22 protein-coding genes are annotated in these 21,240 nt (G+C 34.4%); 13 read left to right on the top strand and 9 right to left on the bottom strand.

What is annotated here, in order from left to right; all coding sequences use genetic code 11:
• The 3 genes from QVB70_RS05375 to QVB70_RS05365 form a co-directional block, all read left to right on the top strand.
• Nucleotides 1-294 (top strand): ATPase domain-containing protein (locus tag QVB70_RS05375; protein ID WP_287584136.1); only part of this gene is annotated, 294 nt, incomplete at its 5' end.
• 95 nt (nt 295-389) lie between these two features.
• Nucleotides 390-1,517 (top strand): hypothetical protein, encoded by a 1,128-nt coding sequence (locus tag QVB70_RS05370; protein WP_287584134.1) that lies wholly within the window; start codon nt 390-392, stop codon nt 1,515-1,517.
• Between the two features lie 42 nt (nt 1,518-1,559).
• Entirely contained in the window at nt 1,560-2,159 is a 600-nt protein-coding gene (locus QVB70_RS05365; RefSeq protein WP_287584132.1) for a DUF99 family protein, read from the top strand.
• Between the two features lie 30 nt (nt 2,160-2,189).
• On the opposite strand, the gene QVB70_RS05360 is transcribed toward QVB70_RS05365, so the two are convergent.
• The 3 genes from QVB70_RS05360 to QVB70_RS05350 form a co-directional block, all read right to left on the bottom strand.
• Nucleotides 2,190-3,413, bottom strand: a complete 1,224-nt coding sequence (locus tag QVB70_RS05360; protein ID WP_287584130.1) for a tetratricopeptide repeat protein — start codon at nt 3,411-3,413, stop codon at nt 2,190-2,192.
• A gap of 764 nt (nt 3,414-4,177) precedes the next feature.
• Nucleotides 4,178-4,342 (bottom strand): hypothetical protein, encoded by a 165-nt coding sequence (locus QVB70_RS05355; protein WP_287584128.1) that lies wholly within the window; start codon nt 4,340-4,342, stop codon nt 4,178-4,180.
• Between the two features lie 362 nt (nt 4,343-4,704).
• Nucleotides 4,705-5,406, bottom strand: a complete 702-nt coding sequence (locus QVB70_RS05350; RefSeq protein WP_287584126.1) for a hypothetical protein — start codon at nt 5,404-5,406, stop codon at nt 4,705-4,707.
• A 392-nt stretch (nt 5,407-5,798) separates the two neighbouring features.
• Between QVB70_RS05350 and QVB70_RS05345 the strand changes: the two genes are divergently transcribed.
• From QVB70_RS05345 to QVB70_RS05335, 3 genes are all read left to right on the top strand, one after another.
• Complete coding sequence (locus QVB70_RS05345) at nt 5,799-8,414, top strand: DUF5814 domain-containing protein (RefSeq protein WP_287584124.1); 2,616 nt, start codon at nt 5,799-5,801, stop codon at nt 8,412-8,414.
• 15 nt (nt 8,415-8,429) lie between these two features.
• Complete coding sequence (locus QVB70_RS05340; protein WP_287584122.1) at nt 8,430-8,591, top strand: F420-dependent methylenetetrahydromethanopterin dehydrogenase; 162 nt, start codon at nt 8,430-8,432, stop codon at nt 8,589-8,591.
• A 244-nt stretch (nt 8,592-8,835) separates the two neighbouring features.
• Nucleotides 8,836-9,405, top strand: coding sequence for an RDD family protein (locus QVB70_RS05335; RefSeq protein WP_287584120.1), 570 nt, complete (start codon nt 8,836-8,838; stop codon nt 9,403-9,405).
• Between the two features lie 45 nt (nt 9,406-9,450).
• Here the strand turns inward: QVB70_RS05335 and speB are convergent, their stop codons facing one another.
• The 4 genes from speB to QVB70_RS05315 form a co-directional block, all read right to left on the bottom strand.
• Complete coding sequence (speB, locus tag QVB70_RS05330; RefSeq protein WP_287584118.1) at nt 9,451-10,398, bottom strand: agmatinase; 948 nt, start codon at nt 10,396-10,398, stop codon at nt 9,451-9,453.
• Between the two features lie 62 nt (nt 10,399-10,460).
• Nucleotides 10,461-11,525 carry a deoxyhypusine synthase family protein gene (locus QVB70_RS05325; RefSeq protein WP_287584116.1) on the bottom strand — a complete coding sequence of 355 codons (1,065 nt, stop codon included), beginning with the start codon at nt 11,523-11,525 and terminating at the stop codon, nt 10,461-10,463.
• A 37-nt stretch (nt 11,526-11,562) separates the two neighbouring features.
• Nucleotides 11,563-12,513, bottom strand: coding sequence for a class I SAM-dependent methyltransferase (locus QVB70_RS05320; protein WP_287584115.1), 951 nt, complete (start codon nt 12,511-12,513; stop codon nt 11,563-11,565).
• Nucleotides 12,514-12,625: 112 nt separating this feature from the next.
• Nucleotides 12,626-13,210, bottom strand: coding sequence for a pyruvoyl-dependent arginine decarboxylase (locus QVB70_RS05315; protein WP_287584113.1), 585 nt, complete (start codon nt 13,208-13,210; stop codon nt 12,626-12,628).
• An 800-nt stretch (nt 13,211-14,010) separates the two neighbouring features.
• On the opposite strand from QVB70_RS05315, the gene QVB70_RS05310 reads away from it, so the two are divergent.
• The 5 genes from QVB70_RS05310 (at nt 14,011) to QVB70_RS05290 (ending at nt 18,404) form a co-directional block, all read left to right on the top strand.
• Nucleotides 14,011-14,148, top strand: coding sequence for a hypothetical protein (locus QVB70_RS05310; RefSeq protein WP_287584111.1), 138 nt, complete (start codon nt 14,011-14,013; stop codon nt 14,146-14,148).
• A 174-nt stretch (nt 14,149-14,322) separates the two neighbouring features.
• The gene (locus QVB70_RS05305; protein WP_287584109.1) at nt 14,323-15,363 is read left to right on the top strand and encodes a pyridoxal-phosphate dependent enzyme; all 1,041 of its coding nucleotides are present in this window, start codon (nt 14,323-14,325) and stop codon (nt 15,361-15,363) included.
• 95 nt (nt 15,364-15,458) lie between these two features.
• Nucleotides 15,459-16,814, top strand: coding sequence for a hypothetical protein (locus QVB70_RS05300; protein ID WP_287584106.1), 1,356 nt, complete (start codon nt 15,459-15,461; stop codon nt 16,812-16,814).
• Between the two features lie 13 nt (nt 16,815-16,827).
• Nucleotides 16,828-17,826, top strand: a complete 999-nt coding sequence (locus tag QVB70_RS05295; protein WP_287584104.1) for an ATP-grasp domain-containing protein — start codon at nt 16,828-16,830, stop codon at nt 17,824-17,826.
• Between the two features lie 104 nt (nt 17,827-17,930).
• Nucleotides 17,931-18,404 carry a GNAT family N-acetyltransferase gene (locus QVB70_RS05290; protein WP_287584103.1) on the top strand — a complete coding sequence of 158 codons (474 nt, stop codon included), beginning with the start codon at nt 17,931-17,933 and terminating at the stop codon, nt 18,402-18,404.
• A gap of 30 nt (nt 18,405-18,434) precedes the next feature.
• Here QVB70_RS05290 and QVB70_RS05285 read toward each other — a convergent pair whose 3' ends face one another.
• Nucleotides 18,435-18,761, bottom strand: coding sequence for a helix-turn-helix transcriptional regulator (locus QVB70_RS05285; protein WP_287584100.1), 327 nt, complete (start codon nt 18,759-18,761; stop codon nt 18,435-18,437).
• Between the two features lie 177 nt (nt 18,762-18,938).
• Here QVB70_RS05285 and QVB70_RS05280 point away from each other — a divergent pair, with 177 nt between their 5' ends.
• Both QVB70_RS05280 and QVB70_RS05275 read left to right on the top strand, forming a co-directional pair.
• Nucleotides 18,939-19,502 carry an MFS transporter gene (locus QVB70_RS05280; RefSeq protein ID WP_287584098.1) on the top strand — a complete coding sequence of 188 codons (564 nt, stop codon included), beginning with the start codon at nt 18,939-18,941 and terminating at the stop codon, nt 19,500-19,502.
• A gap of 270 nt (nt 19,503-19,772) precedes the next feature.
• Nucleotides 19,773-20,450 carry a hypothetical protein gene (locus tag QVB70_RS05275; protein WP_287584096.1) on the top strand — a complete coding sequence of 226 codons (678 nt, stop codon included), beginning with the start codon at nt 19,773-19,775 and terminating at the stop codon, nt 20,448-20,450.
• Nucleotides 20,451-20,490: 40 nt separating this feature from the next.
• Here the strand turns inward: QVB70_RS05275 and QVB70_RS05270 are convergent.
• On the bottom strand, nt 20,491-21,240 hold a 750-nt coding region (locus tag QVB70_RS05270), incomplete at its 5' end, for an MFS transporter (RefSeq protein WP_287584094.1).

The following is a 21,240-nucleotide window of genomic DNA, read 5'->3' as shown; positions in this document are numbered from 1 at the left end:
GTCATTTCATTATATACCGATCCCATTAGAGCAAGAAGAGATTTAATTCAATTAACAAACCTGCTAAGACGCACAAATGCTACAACTATTATTACGAATGAAGTCATATCTACAGTTCATCAAATGGAAGAATACCTTGTAGATGGCGTTATTAGATTATCACTTATACCAAAAGCTGATGAGTTCATACGCATGCTTCAAATTTCTAAATTACGCGGTAGCAATCATCCAATGAGACAAATTCCATATAAAATAACTGGAAAAGGTATAGAATTAAGTAGACAAACTTTGTGAGTTTCGTTCATTGCTAAGTGTAAACTATATTCAGAGTGTTTTGTTTTTCTATTAAGTTCTATTATTTGAATTGTACGAGAGATTATGTGACAATAATGGTAACCAGAGTCGCTTTCTATCTCAGTGCTCATGGTTTTGGTCATGCAACACGAATGATAGCCATTATTAAAGAGTTATTGTTCCAAACAGATTTAGAAATATTCGTTAAAACAAATGTTCCAAAATGGCTTTTTCTAAATTCAATAACTAAGAGAAATAAAGATAGAATAAAAATCGTACCACAAGAATGTGATGTAGGTGTAATATATACCTCAGGTTTTCTTATAGATACTTTAGAAACCTCAAAGGTTATTCGACAAATGGTTGCTTACGAAAAAACGTTTCTAAATAATGAATCTCAATTTTGTCAAAATAAGAATATTAAACTCATTATATGCGATATTCCTCCTTTACCTTTTCTGATAGCTGACAAATCAAATATACCTAGCGTAGGAATTAGTAATTTCAATTGGTATGACATCTATGATTACCTATATCAAAAAGAAAAACAGAAAGACTTTTTAAACGTAGTAAGAAAAATTTCGTCTTATTATGAACTGGCAGACTTATTGTTAGAGCTTCCTTTTGCAACTTCAAATAAAACCTTTACTGAAAAAAAAGCAGTACCTTTAGTTGTCAGGAAGAAAACGTGGAAACTTGCTGAAATCAGAAAAAATCTCAGTATTGCACCTCAGCAAAAGCTTATATTTGTATCCTTGGGTTGGCATGAATTCAAAGAAGCAGTTAGAAAGATGTTTTCTGATGTAGCATCCCTAAAAAACTCAAATACTGTGTTTTTACTCAGTTCAAATCTACGAAAATTTTCTGAACCTAAGAATTATTTTCGATTTCTACCCTTTGAAGATCCTAATTCACAGGATTATATAGCCGCATGTGATCTTGTGGTATCAAAACTTGGATACGGTATCGTTAGTGAGTGTGTTGCAAATAAAATACCCATGATTTATACGATTCGTCCTAACTATATCGAAGATATATTAATGGGTAGAAAACTGGATACCTTTAAAATGTCAAAATTTTTACCATCTGATCAATTCCTTAACGGTGATTGGTTTTATATGATCGATGAAGCAATAAAACTAAAAGAAATCTCGCAAACCGTTAATATTGACTTAAATGGTGCTGAAAGATGCAGTAAGTATTTATTACGATACTTAGAATAATTTAGTGAAAAACCTTTTAAGATTGTCATATAAGGCGGTTTTATGTCTCTTAGGTTGCATAAAAAGGGATTAAGAGTTTTAGGCTTTGCAGAAAGTTTCGTTAAAGAAACTTCTTCTCGATCTGTGTTTACTGGTGTTGTGATGAGAGGTGATCAATTTCTAATTGATGGGTTTGGAATGACTACGCTAACTGTCGGAGGAATGGATGCTACTGAAGGCGTATTGAGACTTTTTAAGCAATTAAATAGAACTGATATCAATATTTTAATGATGAATGGATGTATCATCAGCTGGTACAATGTAATCGATTTAGAAGAAGTCTTTACAACATTAGAAATCCCTCTGGTTTGTATAACTTACGAAGAGTCAGAAGGATTAGAGAAATACTTCAAAGATAATTTTGAAGACTGGGAAAAACGTATTGAGATCTACAAGAAAAACGGTCCCCGAGACGAAATAAAACTACATACTGAGCATTTAATTTATACTCGTGTTTACGGAATGGAACCAAAAGAAACACAGATTATTCTTGATCGATTTACGCTTCAAGGTGCAGTTCCTGAGCCACTAAGAGTGGCACGTCTTCTAGCACGCGCATTACTTAAAAGCGAGTTTTCTGAATTCACTGTTACAACAATCTAAGAATATCTGAGTTTATATGCAGGTAGTAGTTTAACTAACCGTTAATGTGAAGTCTTTTGAAGCATCTGGTTTTATGAAAGGCTTACGCGCTAGTTCGACCATCAAACCACCGAAAGGAATAAGAATATCGGTCATTGTTCGGAAGAAGTCCCAAGCACTTCCTTTCTTCTTTGTTACTACTTTAGACATAATTTTAACTTGTCCTTTGACGATATCTGCTTTAGTTTTTTCAGCATTAATCTTAAATTTTAGTTCCGAAAATTCCCCAGGTTCTACATTTATTGCTGTTTTTGTGGGCTCTATAAGAGCTTTTTTGAGATTCATTGAGAAAGAGAGTTCGACGGTCTCATCGGGACTTCCATTGGAGATCAGAAAACTGACGCAGTTATCTACGCCATTCCTTTTAATTCCGTTGTTTATTGGGCCGATGACTTCTACAATGGGTTTTAATTGCATTACATCGCCGTATTTCTCATTTTTCGCAAATTTATTGAGGAGATATTTGATCTTTGCTTCTTTTTCTGGGAGAAGCCGCTGTGGCGGTGTTTGCAAAGGTAAATCTCGTTTCTTCTTAACTAGTTGCTGCAACTTACGGCAATACTCAAGATTTTTTGTATCGTTCTTCAAGACAGCAATTCTCTCACATTGTTGCAAAGTCTGTTCCGCTTCATCGTATTGTCCTTGAGCGCCTTGAAGATACGCAAGTGCATATAAAGCATCAATATTCTCAGGATTATACTCAAGTGCCTTCTTGAAATAATCGATAGAATTTGGGTATCTTTCCATTGACTTATAAAGTCGTGCAACATTATAATACAAGCTAGTATTTGGGGCAAGTTTGATTGCTTCGTTATAAAATTCTATACCTGTCTGTAAATCCCCAAATGCTGTAGCCGCATCTCCTGCTTGTTCATAAAGCATTGCAAGCTTTTTTGTATTCTGTTTGTCTTCTAACTCAATTGCAGTACGAAAAAATTTGAGGGCTCTATGAGGCTCGCCTGTCTCCTTACAAGATTCTGCAAGTCGTTTATAGTCAAGACCATAAAAAGATGTAGGGTTTATAGAAAGTGCACGATCTAGAGATACTTTTGCAGACTCATAGTCTTTTTGTTCGTAAAGGGAGTAGCCAAGATAACGAAGAGCAAGTGCGTTTTTTGGATCATTTGCCAGTACCGCTTCAAAGTTTTTTTGGGCATTCTTGAAATCACGAGACTTAAACAGTTGTACTCCCGTTTCAAAATTATTACTTGCCATTTTTTCCACACATCTCTACAAGAATCCCCACATTCATTACTCAAATATATTTTGATTCAAACTGCAGCGTTCTAAGATCGTCTATCTTTAAGACAGACATACTTTTTAATGAACAGAAGTGGAAAAACTAACAGAACCTAAACTTTCAAGTTTTATAAAAAATTAGTTCAACTAGTGCTGGGTTTAATATCAAGAAAAAACTAAAAAAATGTAAATTTAAAAAAATCAGGTCACTATTCTGTTATTTCTTTGCTTTAGTAGTTTTTTTGGCACCAGTTTTTTTCTTTTTTGGCATATTTATTACCTCTGTTTTTTATTTTATTTTATTTTCTCAAATAGTGTTGAGGCTAAAGTTACCAATCTTCGTCGTCGTCGTCGTCGTCGTCGTCGTCGTCGTCGTCCCAATCTTCGTCATCAAATTCCCATTCTTCTTCCTCTACTTTTTTCTTTTTTTCTTTCGAAACCATACAGAACTCCTCCTATTCAAGTGTTAATTTCTTAATTGATTCTGTAAGTTCTTTAATTTCTATGTGAGAAAATCCTTAGATGTAAACCATAAATAAATTTTTATTCGGTTAAAGTTATTTCTTGTAACCGCGTAGAATAAAATCAAGCCCTTTATGGTTAAAATTCTCTTATGTGTTTAAGAAACAAAAGTTAATCATTATCCTTTCAGGGAATTGAAATTAAAGGAACAGCTCGTTGTTATTTCTCAACTTGAAAATAGTCACTTAATGATAAAACATGAAATTTTACTAAATTTACTATTCGTCATCGTCCCAATAGTCTTCGTCTTCCCATTCTTCGCCGTCGCCATCCCATTTTTCGTCATCGTCCCAATAGTCCTCGTCTTCCCATTCTTCGTCATAACCGATATCGTTGTCATCCCAGTACTTCACTTTTTTCTTTTTCAGGCCATTCCATTTCATAAGAAATCACCCCAAAATTTGATTATTCTTAAAATCATTGTAGTCATTTAGTTGTAAACGAGTAGATCAGTGATTTTAATTCATAAAAAAATTTTTACAAGATCAAAATGATCTCTAGTTACTATTTAGTATAAAATCGTATCTCTTTTTTATGGAATGAGCTCCTTTGTTTATAAGACAAAGACGAACAAAAGTTTCTTTTATGACTGTGAATACAAAGCAAAAGAAACGGGTATTACTTTATCTGAAAATAGTCACTAAGTAAAATGTTATTAACTTAGTTTTGTATCTCCTCAAATATGATATTACTGTTTTCACCTAATTAATTTGTGAAATATTTACAATTAGATTTGTCCTCAAGTCTAATCAACAATTGACACAATTGGCATTTTACTTTGAATCTGTATTACCTTTTTGCATTCATTGATAGCTCTGAGCGCTTTCCTGTATATTTTCATTAAATCAATTTTGTATACTTTTTTCAAAAAGAAAAATGTTTCTTTTGTATGAATAAACCTGATTTTAATTTCGTTAAATGAATACTTGGCCTTAAGTGCACTTACAGAAGACTCTTTTAATTGTTGTATGAGTTTTTTGCAGGCAAGTTCAATAGAAGTAAATTCTTTTGTACGTATGTCTTTTATTGCTTCTAATAGTTCAAGAGCTATCTTGTCTTCTATTTTAATTCTTGGAATAATAATAGTCTCTCCACCAAGTTTTTGTATGGCATCCACGAACCTACGTGGGCTAATTATCTTACTTCCTTGTGGAAGTAATCTTCTAAAGCTTATTTGAGGCCACAAATAAATATTTCTGGTTAGTTTTAAATATGGTGATCTTCTAAGCAATCGACTAACATGTTTTCGCATTCGAACGGAACTCTCTTCTGAAGGAAAGGAATACGCGACTAAAATAAGACTCCCAAGCTGAAAATTGTTCTGAGTAATTCGTATTCTTTCAATTTCTCTTTGTTTTTTAAGAGGAATACAAGGTACTCTATGGGTGCTTAAATACCTTTTAACACGATTTACCGAACTTGATGGCAATTTCCACAAATTTCGCATGATTTTTTCGCATCCAAAGCTCTTTAAACTGTTAAAAAGTTCTTTTTTATGTTTAAATTCTTTAGAGAAGCGAAAAATTATATAGAACACTCTTTTCCACCATTATCCTATATTTTACTAGAAAAGGAGTCAATTGTAACTTCATGTTGGATTGAATGTGGAAACTCATTACTATAAGCCAATTTTGTATAATATAAAGCTTTGTGTAACAAATACTTCAAGATAATTTATTAATTCCTTTAATACTGAAATCAATTATGCAGTAATATGAAAATGTTTTTAAGAAAATGCGTGTAAAGGAATAATGCATCCCTGCTTTTCAAAATGCTTCTCCTGAACTGAAAGAGCAATCAGTATTATTCTGCTTTGTCTTTTTAACTTGGTGGATTATCTTGAAATCAAAATACAAGATTTTTTTAACAGATGTCCCAAAAAAAGATCTTACATTACAGTTAGTTTCCTTGCCAATTAAGAAAAAATATAATGGAATACAAGCCCAAAATGAAGTTTTTGTTGAATTTCATAGGGAAAACGGGAGACTTCGTCCTATTAGATTCTGGAAAATACAAAAGAACAAAGAAAAATATTTTAAACCGAGAGAATTCATTGATATATTAAATAACAGTCAGTTGATCTATATAAATGATGGTCTTGCTTCATTGTTCAAAGAAGACTTATTAGCTATGTTTCAGGACTTTCAAATCGATACGAAAAAAGTAATTACATGTAAGACGTGTCCTTTTTGTTTGATTCATGGATTGATAACAATCGACAAAGATTCTGATCTCTCTTATTTTAGACACGACAAAGAGCAAAAAATTTGTTATAGATGCGCGAAATTGGAATTACTTGACGAATTCTATCAACGAGGCGCAGTTTTAAACAATAAGATGAAAAAAGCGATATTTCGGACGTTATCAAAAACAAAAAATGTAGATCATTTAATAAAACTCTTTACTGATGAAATTGATCCAACAAAGCATCCCGAATTAACTTTCTTCGATGAGATTTTATGTGAAGATACGGAAGCAACATTAACCCCTCTAATAGATAGCTTGAGCATTCCAGATACTTTGAAGAAAGTACTAAAAACAAATGGCATTATCAGACTTCTTCCAATACAAAAACAAGCAATCGATGAGGGGCTTCTAAATAATCAAGATTTGCTCGTTGTTTCAGCTACGACTACTGGAAAAACACTAATTGGCGAACTTGCTGGTGTCACTAAAAGTATAATGAATGAAAACAAAAAAACGGTGTTTTTAGTCCCACTGGTTGCGTTAGCTAATCAAAAGTACACAGAGTTCCAAGAGAAGTATAGTCCTATTGGATTAAAAACAGCGATTCGCGTTGGAATGTCAAAAATTGATGTCGGGGACGAAGAACTTGTAATTGTTGATAGCAAAGTAACTGATGCTAATATCGTAGTGGGAACTTATGAAGCGTTCGATTTCTTACTCAGATCGGGAAAAAGAAAGGATATAGGTGACATTGGCACGCTTATAATTGATGAGATCCAATTATTAGCGGATCCAGAGCGTGGCGTGGAATTAGATGGGCTCATAGGTCGAATAAGGTCTTTATTCCCTGAAGCTCAATTAATCTGTCTTTCAGCTACTGTTGGAAACCCCCAAATCCTCGCTGAAAAACTACAAGTAAAGTTACTAACGTATGAGAAAAGACCTGTGCCACTAGAAAGACATTTAATTCTAGCAAAAGATGAAAATCGCAAACTTTCTATCTTAGCCAAGCTTATAAGACGTGAGTTCAAACAAAAAAGTAGTTTTGGTTACAAAGGACAATCTATTGTTTTTACTTTTTCAAGAAGGCGTTGTAAGGATCTTGCCAAAAACTTACAAAGACGAGGGATAAATGCGATACCATATCATGCGGGATTAACTTATCCTCAAAGAAAACGGGTAGAAACTGACTTTTTGCAAGGACAATATTCAGCAGTTATAACTACTGCAGCCTTGGCAGCAGGAGTAGATTTTCCTGCATCTCAAGTAATCTTTGAATCCTTATCCATGGGGATCAATTGGCTTACTGTAGCCGAATTTCATCAGATGAGTGGTCGAGCAGGGCGCTTGAACCGTCATGATCGGGGTAAAGTAGTCCTAATGACGGCACCCGGATTGAAATATAATTACAAACAGAAAAAAACCGAAGACCAAATAGCTATAGAATTATTAGAAGGCAAAATAGAAGAAGTTTCCGTAACCGCTGATACAAATAACTCAGCAGAACAATTATTAGCTAGCATTTCCTCATTTGGAGATATCTCTGTAACCGAGCTAAAGGCACACCATGATATTTTGTTAGCTTCTTCAGATGAATTTGAGGAATTATTAAGAACCTTGAGAGATACAGATTTAATTTCAATAGATAATGAAAATATCAAGGCAACTCCTTTTGGAACAGCAGTTTCTGAGTCCTTTCTATCACCAGAAATTGCTGTTTTAGTTAAAAAACAAATTTTAGAAGAAGATGCAGATCCACTTAACATAGCGATAAAACTAGAACCTTTCGAGCAAGTGTATCATTCTAATAAACTTCAGGCTGAGTTAAATCGAATTTACAGAACACATTTTCCCACAAAGTTCTTGTCTGGTGCGATTTTTGATGTAGCTGATTTCAAGAGTATTAAAGCGAAAAGAAAATTAGAGAATTGGATAATAGAACTGTTTGCTCGATGGATGTTTGAATTCTTCGATTGTAAATGCGAAGAATCACCATATTGCGAGTGTGTTCAAATTAAACTCGCCAATAAGATTGTTAAAATGAGACAAGAAGGCAAAAAACTTCATCAGATAACGTACGTTTTCAATGATGTTTATGAGTTGTTTATATATCCTGGTGATCTCTTCAAGTGGCTTGATACGCTTGTCCACAATCTTCGAGCTGTAAAAAGAATTGCACACATACTTAAGATTAATGAAATGGTTGAGATTATTGAAATGTTAATCAATTCAATTGAATGTGGAACATCACAATTTCTAAAAAAGTAAATGTTATACCATGAAATGGCAATCTTAGTTCACAAGTTGAACTCTCAAGGATGTTTTGTTCTTAAGAAAAAAGAAGAATTTATAGCATGCGTTTTGTGTGCGTATAAATTAGCTGAAGCCGCATCAGAACAAGTACAGGAAGCAATAAACATCGAAAAATCAATGATTAAATATTAATTACTTCTCACGATCCGACTGGTTAATTTTAAGAAAGTAAAACTATCTGAAATGTTTCAGCCAAGTCTTTCAGAGTTTGATTGCGTTTTTTTTTAAAAAACGGTTAACTTCTTTTTTTCTTACATTTTTCCCTTGCTCATAGAGTCTTAGAATGGCATCAATTTATATATTATGGTTGATTTTTAGAATATATAGTCTTTTTAGTAACAAAATGAAAACATAATTTTGAATTGGAGTAGATGATATGTCAGGGGTTTATTGTCCAGAATGCGGTTCATACATAGAGGAACTGGGTACTCAGTTTTGTCCCCACTGTGGTGCATCGCTGAGTGTTGCTGCAACTACTGCAGAAAAACCTACACCTATTCAACCAATGGAAGTACCGCCGCCTCCTACACCAAGTGCTCCAACTGCTATGTATGGTGAACTTGGTGAACGTCTTATTGCATATATTATTGATGCTGTGATAATCTGGGTTATAACAGCGATTATTGTATTTCCATTATTTAATGGATATTATGTATCATGGTGGTTTGTGAGTTGGCTACTTGGGTTTCTTTACTTCTGGATACTTGAATCTTTCAATAATGGACAAACACTTGGTAAAAAATTACTAAATCTAAGAACTGTCGATGAAGTATCATTAGAAGTTGCAGAAGCAGGAAGCTATTTTGTCAACAATCTTTCCAGAGGAAGTGGGTGGATTATAATAGATCTTTTAGTCGGTTTAATTGTAAATTCAACTAGTGATGAAAGAAAGCGCTATAGAATCTTACAAAACTGGAGCAAAACAGTTGTAATTAAATCAACTTAATAACAAAGAGTGAATTCAGTGATAAACTTCAAATTCTTCTTTTTTTTAATATAGACTCTTTTCGTGTCTACAGAGTATGTCTACGATCGTTTTTACAGCCAATGTAGATGTAATACCATTGTCGAATGGCGGGCAGAGTTCTACTACATCAAAACCTATAAGTTTCTCACAAAAACTCTCAAGGAGTTGAAGAAATTCCCAAGGCGAAATTCCATAAGGTTCGGGTGTCGATACCCCTGGAGCATAAGCAGGATCAAACACATCAAGATCTAAAGAGAGATATACCCACTCAAATGGTTCTAGAAGCTTTTGAATTTTTTTGCTAATAACTCCAGTTCCTTCTTTGTGTAAATCATAACTGGAAATCATTTGAATTCGTTCTTCAGATTTAAAATAGTCAAATTCTAAGGGATCTACGGATCTAATTCCTACAGAGATGATTTGGTCAATTCCTAATTCTATAATCCGTCTGAATACCGTAGCATGTGTATATGCTTCATTCGCTGCGGGAGTGTATGGATAGCGATCATATAAATCCAGATGTGCATCAAAATGTAATATACAGCCTGCATGCTTCTTAATTAAGCCTTTAAAGATAGGAAGCGTAATCAGATGGTCTCCTCCAAGCGCTATAGGAAATTGATTTTCTGAAAGATTTTCATGCACAAAGTTTTCTATTTGATTTAGTTCTTTTTCAAAATCATCTTCAGTACTATTGCTAATTTTGATGTCTCCAATATCTACCAGTTTATTCCTAATATCCACGCTTGTGTTTAAGTCAAAAGTATGAACGTAGCGAGAAATTTCACGGATCGCCCAAGGACCAAATTTAGCTCCATGTCGCACACTACTGTGTCTTTCGTAAGGCACACCAAATATTACATAAGGTAGAGTTCTGTTCGTGTTGGATATTTCCAAAAAAGTACATGATGGAATGGGTATAGTTTTTTCCTGTAAAAATTTAGACAATTCTTGAAAATCAGGATATTCCATAATAAACATACCCTTTTGCTCATTAATATCTTTTAAGAAGATAATTGACAAGCCATGCTTTTTTAGAGTATCTTACGTCTTGTAATTCTATTTTGTATATTTATTTTACCCAACTCGATCCGTTCAAGTATAGCAGCAGCTATAAGTGGAAAACATATTGTTATATCGCTAATGACTGTTGTATGTGTTTCGTTTTCTGCAGCTACTTTTCCCCAGGAAATCGCCTCTTCTAATGTCGCACCAGATAGACCTCCAGGTTCAGGACGATCCATAGTTATCTGAATTACATATTTTAAGGGCTTTTTTAGTTCATTTCCTGCTTGAAATATGAAATTTTTTGGCACGCCGCCTCCTAATATGACTGCTGCAGTGTTTTTAGATCCTTCAAATATCTGAAAGAACTCTTTTAAGTCTTGATATACGTCGATCTTCGGATGGGCTCCTCTTAAAGCATCTACTTCTTCCCTACTACAACCTGCTTCAATGAAATCCTGTTCCCATTTATCAACTCCCCATGAAATTATCCCAAAGCAAGAATCAGTAATAGCTGGGACAAAAATGGGAATATCTGCCTTATAGGCATTATAGATCACTGATTCACTCAATAGACTTTTATCAGAAACTAATTGTTCTAGATGTTCTGCCAATAAGCGAAACAGTTCTGGAGTAGTGATTTTAGGCATATTCTGAATTTCTTTATAAAATTTCAATACGGGTAAATCAAACCATTTAACATAGTTCCATTCTGGAACAAATACATCGTAAATACGATATATACCGGTTTTATACAATTCTCTATCATCAACTTGGCATTTTCCTTTAATATGGTGTCCGCCAAATGCTTCTAATGCGTCATGAACAAGATTTGCGCCTGTAGATACAATTGCATCTATAGCATTGGCCCTGAGTAAGGCTGAAATTACTCCTTTCATTCCAGAAGGTGTCATTGCGCCAGACAAACCTAAGAATACACTACATTCATCATCATTAAGCATTTTTTCGTAGATTTCAGTAGCTTCTGCTAATCTACCAGCACCGAAACATCCAGATTTTTTCATTTCTAATATTATTTCATTAACGGTCATTTTAGGTCGAATAGTTAAAGGACGGATAACATCATCCATCATTATTTTCTCTCCTTATTATTAAATTATTTTTAAAATGTTATTTTTTTTCCTTAAATGCAAGATAAACCATACTCAACCCAGGTAGAGCAAATGGAATTCTTTCTTCAATGTTAGCAAAAGATTTGAAAAGAATTTTAAGCCACTTTGGTGGGTCAGACATCTCAAGATATGTGCTGGGAATAAAATTGGTTACTGAATGAATTGTCCAATTCTTTACTACTTTTAGATGATATTTCGCAAGTTCGAGCTTTAATCCTTTCGCAGTAAATGCTTTTATATTGCATCTCTGATCTTCGGGTTGGTCAAGTGGATATCTATTTATGATATAGTCCGCAAGTGGGGCAAAAATATCTCTAATTGCCTTGAAAAAAGGTTTGTCATATCCCCACCTGTTTTTTAAGCTGGCATCTAAAACTGACCAAAATAAATCTAGATTCCATCTTGAGTCACCTTCTAGAATAACGGTACCACCTGGTTTTAATACCCTTGCAATTTCAGAAATTGCCAACTGATGATCTTCAATAAAGCAAAGCGTGCTACCGCAACAATTTATGTGATCGTAACTCTCGTTTACGAAAGGCAGGTATCTAGCATCCGCTATCTGAAAACTCGGTTGTTTGTATTGGTTTCCTGCAATTTCCTTGCTCAACAGAGCACCAATTAACTGATTGTATCTCTCAACAAAATCATAATACGATGGGAACAGATTAATTTTCTTTTCTGGCTTAAAATTTAAGGATTTTTGATTTGCAACTTTTACTAGTCCTTCTGTAATATCTATTCCAACCACAGAGGCTCCCGCAGTAGCGTGTAAAAATGATTGAAAGCCCGTCCCGCATCCTACATCTAGTACAGTTTTAGGGCTGTACTTTGTGATAATTTCCTTTGCAACTATAAAATGAAGACGAGAGAATAACCAAGCATACCACAACTCTTGTATTTCATCGTAAGTGTTTACCATAGTGTTAAATATCTCGGCGGCGCTCATTTTATCGTCACTTACCAAGTTTCACAATAAAATAATGCATTAATCGTCAAAATATGAGAAAATCAATCTTGAGATTCATTCTGCATAAAATTTAGAAAACAAGCTACTAAAACTATAGGATTCTACAACCTTCTTCAATTTCCCAGGGTACGTAAATTAATGCCACGATTACGCAGCCATTGTTTTCTTTGACTTCTATAGATTCTGCTTGTATTGACTTTTCGGTTATTTTTAACATTCTTACTCGTGCCATTTCATCTAATTTATCGGAAAGTGAACGTTCTACACTTTCTTTTGACTTAAAGCCATGGTCTTCTGCAACTATACCGAAGTTGACACCATTGTCGCGATCACCGAATGCCCATGCCACACCTGCACCAATAGTCTCTCCATATTGCCCATCCATTCTTGCTAAGACAGCAAAAGTTATTGTGCCTGGTGTTATCACTGGAATCGGATTTTTTAGCTGAATGGCATCTGGCGGAAGGATGGACGATACCTGAACAATATTACACTGGTCAATGTGTGCTGCCATTAATGCCATATCAAATGCGTTTAGCGATGTTCCACTTTCACCTTTTCCACTTGTAATGAAAAATTTCCTGGGGAGAAACATACCATGTTGTTGAAGTAATTTAGCATACACCCAAATACCACTTCCTCCAAAAAAATTAGCGCGTATTGAATTAGTTTTCATTTTTGTATTCTAAAATTAATGACTTTTTTTATTAATTGAAAAAATTCGGAGCATCTTGTTGCCCTTGCTCAAATTCTATTGCTTTTCGCTACTAATTACGTCTATAATGAATAAAGCATCCTCATGCTTTTTAAAGATTTCTATTCAAATCATTACGACGAACTCATTATTTTAGGCGTTTATTCACCTATAAAAGATCTCTTTTCTTTAAAAACAGCCTTTTTTTTGATATTAGACTATATAAGCGAAAAAAAGATAATTAGATCGCTTAAAACATATTAAACTCGAATTTTCTACACTCTCGTTCCAGAGAACGTATTTCCTTTTCGAAAAAAGGGTAATCGTTCATCAAAATCTATTTAACCCCCATCTGACGCTATTTTAGGCTACTTTGGTGTGATGCTGTATATATGTTACAATCATCGCTGCATATTTTCTATTGTAACAACATAGAATGGCGTATTTTGAAAAATATAATATTTCGTTGCAGCTCTTATATTCACTTTTTTGAGAATAAGGTCTTTTAATAGATTTATGATTTCAAGTGACTATTCTTAAGTCAGAGATTCTTAATTATTTTAATTTGATGTTCATGTAAATAAAAGAATTGAGGATAATCCTTTGTTTACCGTGATCATTAGAATTTTAAATGGAATAAAGTTCTAATTTTATTCTAATCGTCGCTAAGAAACTGGTTGGTACTAGTAAAAATATTTTTATGATTTAAAAGCGAGAATCAATTCATTAGAATTGATGGTTACATTTGGTCATTAAAAAAAACAGAGAATGAGGTCACTCATATGAGTAAAAAAACTAAGAGACTAAAAAAAATAGAACTCTGGGACGAAGGGTGGGACGAGGAAAAATTAGGCTTAGATAACGAATGGGAAAACAACGGCAAAGAGCTAGACGAAGGAGATTGGGAAGAGGAAGAATAAAAAATTGATTGTGTCTATTTTTTTAGATTTTCATTCTTAGAACCTAATCAACTAAATCCTTCGATATTAGCCGCGAAATAGTAGTAAACGTTCTTACGAGCGTTTTTCATGTGCATGCAATAATAGCATAAACTTTAAATATTCCTTGATAGATTATCGATTCAACATCAAATTATGTTGGGGAAAAAAATTAGCAAGTGGGTAAACAAACGTCGGCTTGTAGGCAAGACTATTTTTGTACGTTCTAAGAATATTGAGTCTATCATAGCCTGCAAGAGGTTGTTTTTGAAATTTGAAGGAGGGAATCCCACAGGTACACAAAAAGATCGCATCGCTAAGGCACTTGCTGAAGATGCTGTTCAAAAAAGGTATCACCAAATTGCCGTAGGTTCTTGTGGAAACTTCGGGGCTGCAATTGCTCTTGCTGCTAAAGATTTCAATATAGAGGCACATATCTACATTCCTACGGAATATCATACAAGAAGGATAGAAGAAATTGAAGAAAAATATAGAGGGACGATCCATAGGGTCGTTGGAACTTATGAAAATGCAGTAGAAAAATGCTCTGAGGATGCAGAAAAAAATGGATGGTATGATGCAAATCCAGGATTTCCACATACTACTGAGATCGCGCTAAATGCTTATGGACAGATCTCAAAAGAAATTTACAGCGCCTTAGGATATGCACCAGATATCATCTCTGTTCCAGTAGGAAACGGAACAACCCTCGCAGGTATTTTTAACGGTTTCTTTAAGTATTTTCAAGAGGAAAAAATAAAAAAATTGCCTAAAATGGTTGCTGCCAGCACATTACGAGGTAATCCGATTGTAAAAAGTTTCAAAAATCATTATCAGATCATTAAGGACTTACAACCATCTGAAATAAAAGAAACACCTTATAATGAGCCTCTTGTAAATTGGCATGCTTATGATGGACAAATAGCCCTTGACGCGGTTTATAACAGTTATGGATTCGCAGAATACGCGTCTGATACACGAATGATTGAATTTTCAAGATTACTAAAAAGAGAAGAAGGATTAAACGTCTTACCAGCATCAGCATGTAGTCTTGCTGTCTTATCTTCGGTCTTAAAGAAAAATCACTCAAATGGGACTAAATCAACAATCGTTGCGATATTGACAGGCAGAGTACCATATAATGGTCATCAAAGACGAAATAATCATATGAATAACACTAGTGCAAATCAAAAGTGAAACAAAACTGTGTTAATTAAGGAAAATTACTAATATGAAACTTTGTTTATACGTTATTTCTTTAAAAAGACAGCGAGATTCAAGGAGATTTTTAAGTGGAAATATTTGGACTTTATGATGATAATGGAATAAAAATACGTTTTCGAGATAATATTTATGAAATTATTTATCCTAACAGAATTTGGTCGCATTACCCCGATGCCGATAAGGAGATTTTATTAGATCATCTAGCTTATGTTACAACGATTCACCTCCCTATAGTCTTCGGCGAGGGAAAGATGTTATACAACACGGGCCTTCCTTTTTTTGAGCCTTTTTTTTTCAAGAACTTGATTATGGACTTTCCCTCTTGCGCTGAAGTTGATGATACGAAAACATCTGACTTGATCCGCCAGTTTATGAACCTAAAAGTGCAGTTCGAGGACATTCAAGTAAAATTTCCACAATTTGATGTGCAAACAGACGAAAATTCTTCTGTAGTTGCACTTTCTTTCGGAAAGGATAGTTTATTGACGTATGCCGTAGCGCAAGAAATCAAACTACATCCCAAAATTGTATATATTGTCGAACCTTCAATGAAATATGAAGAAAAACACAAAACGCTCCTTGCTGAGAAATTCTACAACGAATTTGGGGTAAACTTACATAAAATAACTCACACAGTTGGACAATTACATAATTATGAGTATTTGAATGTTGCTCAAACTGAGCTTGGCTGGGGGCTTCAATCCACAGAATACGCACTTGAGATGCTACCTCTCGCTTACAATTATCAGACAAAATACCTGTTGTTTGGAAATGAACAGAGCTGCGGAGAATATACCTATGATAAAGAGGGCTTTATAAACCATCCCGCCTATGATCAATCACATAATTGGACTGTGCAAATCTCGGCAATGACACAATCTTTGACGAATCGAAATGTATGTACCGTCAGTTTAATCGAGCCTTTAAATGATATAGCGGTTATGTATGTATTACAGCATCGATATCCAGAGATCGGAAAATATGAAATGTCTTGCTTTACTGAGACTGAAGCCGGTCGAGATTCTCGATGGTGCCAATCTTGTTCTGTATGTGGCAAAATGTATCTTTTATTAGTCGCAACTGGTTTTGATCCAAAACATGTTGGCTTCACAAAAAATATGCTTTCACGTGAGTATAATAGCTATTTTTCTCTATTTGGTGGCAAAAAAGTTCATACATATGCGCTTACCGGCTTAGGATATAAAGAGCAACTTTTTGCATTTTATCTTGCAAGTAAACGAGGTAATAAAAGTGACCTAGTTCTAGACTTTGAGAATAGCCCACTTTATGAAAAGGCAAAAGAACGAGAGGAGGAACTTTATAAAATCTTTTTTGACATTCACAAGAGTATAACATTACCTCAAGATTTATTTGAAAAAGTCTCCAAAATTTATAAGGAAGAAATTGAAAGTTTTGAATATTGAGGTGCAGAAATAATTGAAACAGCTAAATGTAGCATTAGTATGCAATACAAGAATAACGGATGACGCATTCCAAGTTGAATACGATCCGCTAGATACTATAGGAAAAATTGAGTACGCTATTCGTTCTACGGGCCATAATTTTATATTCATTGAAGCCGATGAAACTGCATATAACGAATTGAGAGAATGTAAACCCGACATTGTGTTTAATAGGGCTGAAGGAATGCGTGGAGAAAGTAGAGAATCTCATATTCCTGCCATTTTAGAAATGCTGAATATTCCATATGTTGGATCTAATATACTTACCACTGCTATTGCCCTTGATAAAGGTACTACAAAAAAGATTTTATCTTTTCATGGAATCAAAAATGCTCGCTTTCAAGTATTTGAGTATTTCAATGAACCATTTGTACATGAACTTAGTTTTCCTTTGATTTTAAAGCCGAATCATGAAGGATCGAGCGTAGGTATAGATACAGATAACGTAGTGCATTATAAGACAGACTTTCGTAAAAAGTTAACACAAATGTTAGAAAATTACAAAGAATCGATTTTAGCGGAAGAATTTATTGAAGGTAGAGAATTTAGCGTGGGAATATTAGGTAACAGAAATAACCTTCGTGTCTTGCCTATCCTTGAGATTGACTTCAGTAAACTTCCAGCAGACGTCGGGACGGTATATGGTCAAAAAGCAAAGACGATACTTGATACACCACTTGCCCATATTTGTCCTGCTAAAATAGCAGATTCTTTGAGAAAAAAAATAGAACAGATCTCTATTCAAACATTTAACGCCCTTAATTGTTATGATTTTGCAAGAATCGATCTTCGAATGAACGCATCGGAAGAATTATTTATCTTAGAAGTAAATCCGCTACCTGGTCTTGATTATAATTTAGAAGAAAACGAAATAAGTTTTTATCCTGTTATGGCTTTTGCTTCGGGTATGAACTTCGATGAAATGATTCAAGAAATTCTGCAAACTGCAATCGATCGATATCAGTTGCATTAAAAATAGAAGGTGTCCCTGCGATTATACAGTATCCACCTCAAAAGATTATTGAACTAACAAACAAATGTTTGAAAAGACATTTTGGTAACCATTTTCATATTACAATGGAAACAAAACTAGATCATCTGAAATTGACTTCCATTCAACTGATCGATACCAAGAATTTTCGAAAAGAATTGAGATACTCTGTCGAAGAGTTTATAGAACGAATAAAGCATCCAGATTTTCATAGTTTATTAATTTATAATCAAGATCTTTTAGTAGCATTTTTATTCGGCTACAGAGATGAGTCTCTTGATGGCGCATTTTATCTTGATACGATTGCATCCATCTTGCAGAGAAAAGGCATAGGAACGTTGCTTTTACACTGTGCATGCGTTATTTGCTATCTGATGGGGTTTGAATATATGACTTTGAGAACTGAATTGAAGGATGAAAAGGGACAACACCCCTTCGAGTTTTTCAAGAAGAATGGTTTTTACCGAATCGAGTGTCCTCCAGAAGAAGGCATCGCTATGAAAAAAGAGTTTACAGAAAATGATGTTATCACTTATCTTGATATGTTAAAAAATAAATAAAGCCTGAGAATTGAATGATATATTTGTGGGTTATCTCATTGATAATTCCAGGCGCTCTAGAACTCCGTTAGCTTTCGATTCTGTGAAACTTCTTCCTTCATCTGTTAGTTTATAGATGTGCCGTTGTGGTGCATCCTTCGGGTCTTCTGATGAGTCTTTAACAATATATTGTAGTTCACATAGACCACTCAGATGACGATATACATTTCTGATATCTGGTGAACCTATGTCATGTTCGAACTTATTCAGCAATTGCCATATTTTATAACCATACGGAGAACTATTCTTCTTCTCTAGGTGGTACATTATTGCGAGAATTTTCTGCTTTGTTTTGCTTAGAGCCGAAGAGGGACTCATTTTAAACACAACTCTATAGCAATGTTTAAATAGTCTTGACTTATAAACCTACCTATAGGTAGGACGATCATAGACAAAGTATATCGTGGTCCATTCGTATGAATAAGATCAGAATTACTTTAGACACTTGCTTCGATTACATGAAGAAAGTGGATTCAATGTGTGAGCGTGATAATTATGGCAAGAAAGCTTTTTATTGTAATCGCCATCGCCAGTGTTCTCAGCTCACTTACCGTTGGTCTAATTGGTCCCATATACCCTATTTTTATTACTGAGAAGATTTCTGCATCAATCATTAATGTAGGTATGATTTACGCAGTTTTTTATGCCGTGGGGGCTTTTGTAAAACTTCCTGCTGGCAAATTAGCAGATAAATACGGGAAGGCAAAATTGCTTTTTATTGGAGGCGCCCTAGGTGCTGGATGTACATTTGGATACACGCTCTCATCTACTATCTGGCATCTAATTCTAATTGAAGTTTTGAACGGTTGTGCCTATGCTATAACTCGACCAGCTATGCTGGCATTATTAGCTGACATCACAAATCCCAAGAAAAGAAGTTTTCAAATGGGGTTATTTGACTCGGTCTACGATTTCTCAATCGCTGGCTCCGCTTTCGTAGCAGGTGTGATCGTAAGTGTCTATGGATTTGCATTCATATTTTATCTCTGTGCATTTTTACAATTAAGTTCTGGAGTATTAGCATACAAGTCAGTACATTTTATTGACATAAAACGTTGATTTCAAAGCAAATGACCAAAGAATAACAGCAAAAAACTATAATTCAAAAGATTTTGTAAGTTATAAAACAACTTTTTGCATGCAAATACGCGTTAGTTTTTTATCGATGAATTTATATTGGATTAGCCTAAACATTTTTTTACAAATACATGTAAGAAAAAAGAATCGCTTTTTTTCTAAGTTAGAACTCTTGATCAAGATATTTTCAATAATCGTTTATGACTTAATTGGAGAAGTATATCTATAATTCACGCATAGTAGGGGCTTAACTTGGTTGTTTTCTTAACATCTGACGCATTTATCAGCCTAATTGTTTCATGCATCGAGGTATATCGAAAAGAGGCCGCAGGAATACTGATGGGAGATTATGTTTTCAACAGTGACACGTACTACATAAAGGGTGTCATTCCGTTTCAATCAGCTAATAGGAAATTTAGCGAAGTTGAATATCATCTTGCGCGAACACAAAGAATGCGTGAAAACTTGGAATTATGCCTTTCTGATTTTATCGGGTATTTTCATTCACATCCTCAGTATTTCCAAGTGCAACCCACGACAGAACTGAGTCAAGATGATAAAGAATCTATGGAAGAGGATGATTTTGAGATTATTGTTTCCATTAAAGATTTGAAGCGTTATTCTCGTTGGGTTTTTAAGAAGAAGACAATGGAATTATCAGGGTGTGTTGGAAACTATGTACTAAACATAAGTGCGTATTCTCGTGATGGCGATGAATTTTCCAGTCATAAGATAGTTTGTCCGTTCACGGACATACTTAACATGTTTAAAAAACACTATATAAAGGTAAACGCGTGGAATTCAATCAACAAGAACACACAACGAAAACTCAGGCGACTAATATCAGCATATGAAGAAGCAAAACTGAAGAACAACAATGGAGCGTCTTTGTTACAAGAAATTTCTAAAAGTCTAACGCGATTCATGTGAAAAAATCTTAAAGGGAACTCCTCTTTGATTCAGAGAGCATTCAAAACTTCATTTTAATTATAACCGCAGTACCAATACCAACAATAAATGCTGCGATAAAGAACGATAGAAAAAAACCAACATAAAAGGCAAGAAAACCTCCTAACAAAGAGCCGACTGTTGTTGCTAGACTAATGGCTGCATTATACATGCCAAATGCGTTCCCCTGTCGTTCGGGAGGTGCAATATTAGTAAGGAGCGCAGATCCGGAAACCGCAATTATACCCCATGTTATGCCTGCGATTAAAAACAATAACGTTACGAAAAATATAGCCCATTGTGGAAAAAGCAATACAAAAATAGCAAAGAATGAAAATATGAATATCCTTGAGGAAATGGCTGTTGTAAATATTTTCTTGCGTCCAAGGGTTTCCGCCAATTTTCCGGTAATAGCATGTGTGACTGTGGACATAATGGAATTTAATACATAAATGAAAAATATTAAGCTGTCATTAATACCCAACGTTTTCAAATATAAAGGAAATGGCAAAAAAGCGACAAAAAATGCGGTAAACAGTATGAATGTTGCAATATAATAGAGAGGAAGGATATTAGTTAATTCGTATTTGAGGCGTCTCCAAAATTTATGTTGAAAAAAACGTGGCAGTTGAAAAAGGAGTGTTGGAGCAAAGGCAAGTTTTTCACGTATACCAGGGCGTGGTATTAGAAATGCAAGCATATGGCGCTCAAATGTAATCGGAGGTTCTTCAAGAAGAAAAACTGCAAGGATACTGCTTATCCCACAAAATAG

The sequence above is a fragment of the Candidatus Borrarchaeum sp. genome, from assembly GCF_019058535.1.
Lineage (GTDB): Archaea > Asgardarchaeota > Sifarchaeia > Borrarchaeales > Borrarchaeaceae > Borrarchaeum > Borrarchaeum weybense.
This window is presented reverse-complemented; position numbering and strand designations above follow the sequence as displayed.

Bases quoted from the DNA above. Each gene is read 5' to 3' on its own strand.
- QVB70_RS05350 (WP_287584126.1), bottom strand. From the start codon at position 5,406: ATGCGAAATTTGTGGAAATTGCCATCAAGTTCGGTAAATCGTGTTAAA.
- QVB70_RS05315 (WP_287584113.1), bottom strand. From the start codon at position 13,210: ATGAAAACTAATTCAATACGCGCTAATTTTTTTGGAGGAAGTGGTATT.
- speB (WP_287584118.1), bottom strand. From the start codon at position 10,398: ATGGAATATCCTGATTTTCAAGAATTGTCTAAATTTTTACAGGAAAAA.
- QVB70_RS05365 (WP_287584132.1), top strand. From the start codon at position 1,560: ATGTCTCTTAGGTTGCATAAAAAGGGATTAAGAGTTTTAGGCTTTGCA.
- QVB70_RS05310 (WP_287584111.1), top strand. From the start codon at position 14,011: ATGAGTAAAAAAACTAAGAGACTAAAAAAAATAGAACTCTGGGACGAA.
- QVB70_RS05320 (WP_287584115.1), bottom strand. From the start codon at position 12,513: ATGAGCGCCGCCGAGATATTTAACACTATGGTAAACACTTACGATGAA.
- QVB70_RS05335 (WP_287584120.1), top strand. From the start codon at position 8,836: ATGTCAGGGGTTTATTGTCCAGAATGCGGTTCATACATAGAGGAACTG.
- QVB70_RS05280 (WP_287584098.1), top strand. From the start codon at position 18,939: ATGGCAAGAAAGCTTTTTATTGTAATCGCCATCGCCAGTGTTCTCAGC.
- QVB70_RS05355 (WP_287584128.1), bottom strand. From the start codon at position 4,342: ATGAAATGGAATGGCCTGAAAAAGAAAAAAGTGAAGTACTGGGATGAC.
- QVB70_RS05290 (WP_287584103.1), top strand. From the start codon at position 17,931: ATGGAAACAAAACTAGATCATCTGAAATTGACTTCCATTCAACTGATC.
- QVB70_RS05285 (WP_287584100.1), bottom strand. From the start codon at position 18,761: ATGAGTCCCTCTTCGGCTCTAAGCAAAACAAAGCAGAAAATTCTCGCA.
- QVB70_RS05340 (WP_287584122.1), top strand. From the start codon at position 8,430: ATGGCAATCTTAGTTCACAAGTTGAACTCTCAAGGATGTTTTGTTCTT.
- QVB70_RS05360 (WP_287584130.1), bottom strand. From the start codon at position 3,413: ATGGCAAGTAATAATTTTGAAACGGGAGTACAACTGTTTAAGTCTCGT.
- QVB70_RS05370 (WP_287584134.1), top strand. From the start codon at position 390: ATGGTAACCAGAGTCGCTTTCTATCTCAGTGCTCATGGTTTTGGTCAT.
- QVB70_RS05305 (WP_287584109.1), top strand. From the start codon at position 14,323: ATGTTGGGGAAAAAAATTAGCAAGTGGGTAAACAAACGTCGGCTTGTA.
- QVB70_RS05325 (WP_287584116.1), bottom strand. From the start codon at position 11,525: ATGATGGATGATGTTATCCGTCCTTTAACTATTCGACCTAAAATGACC.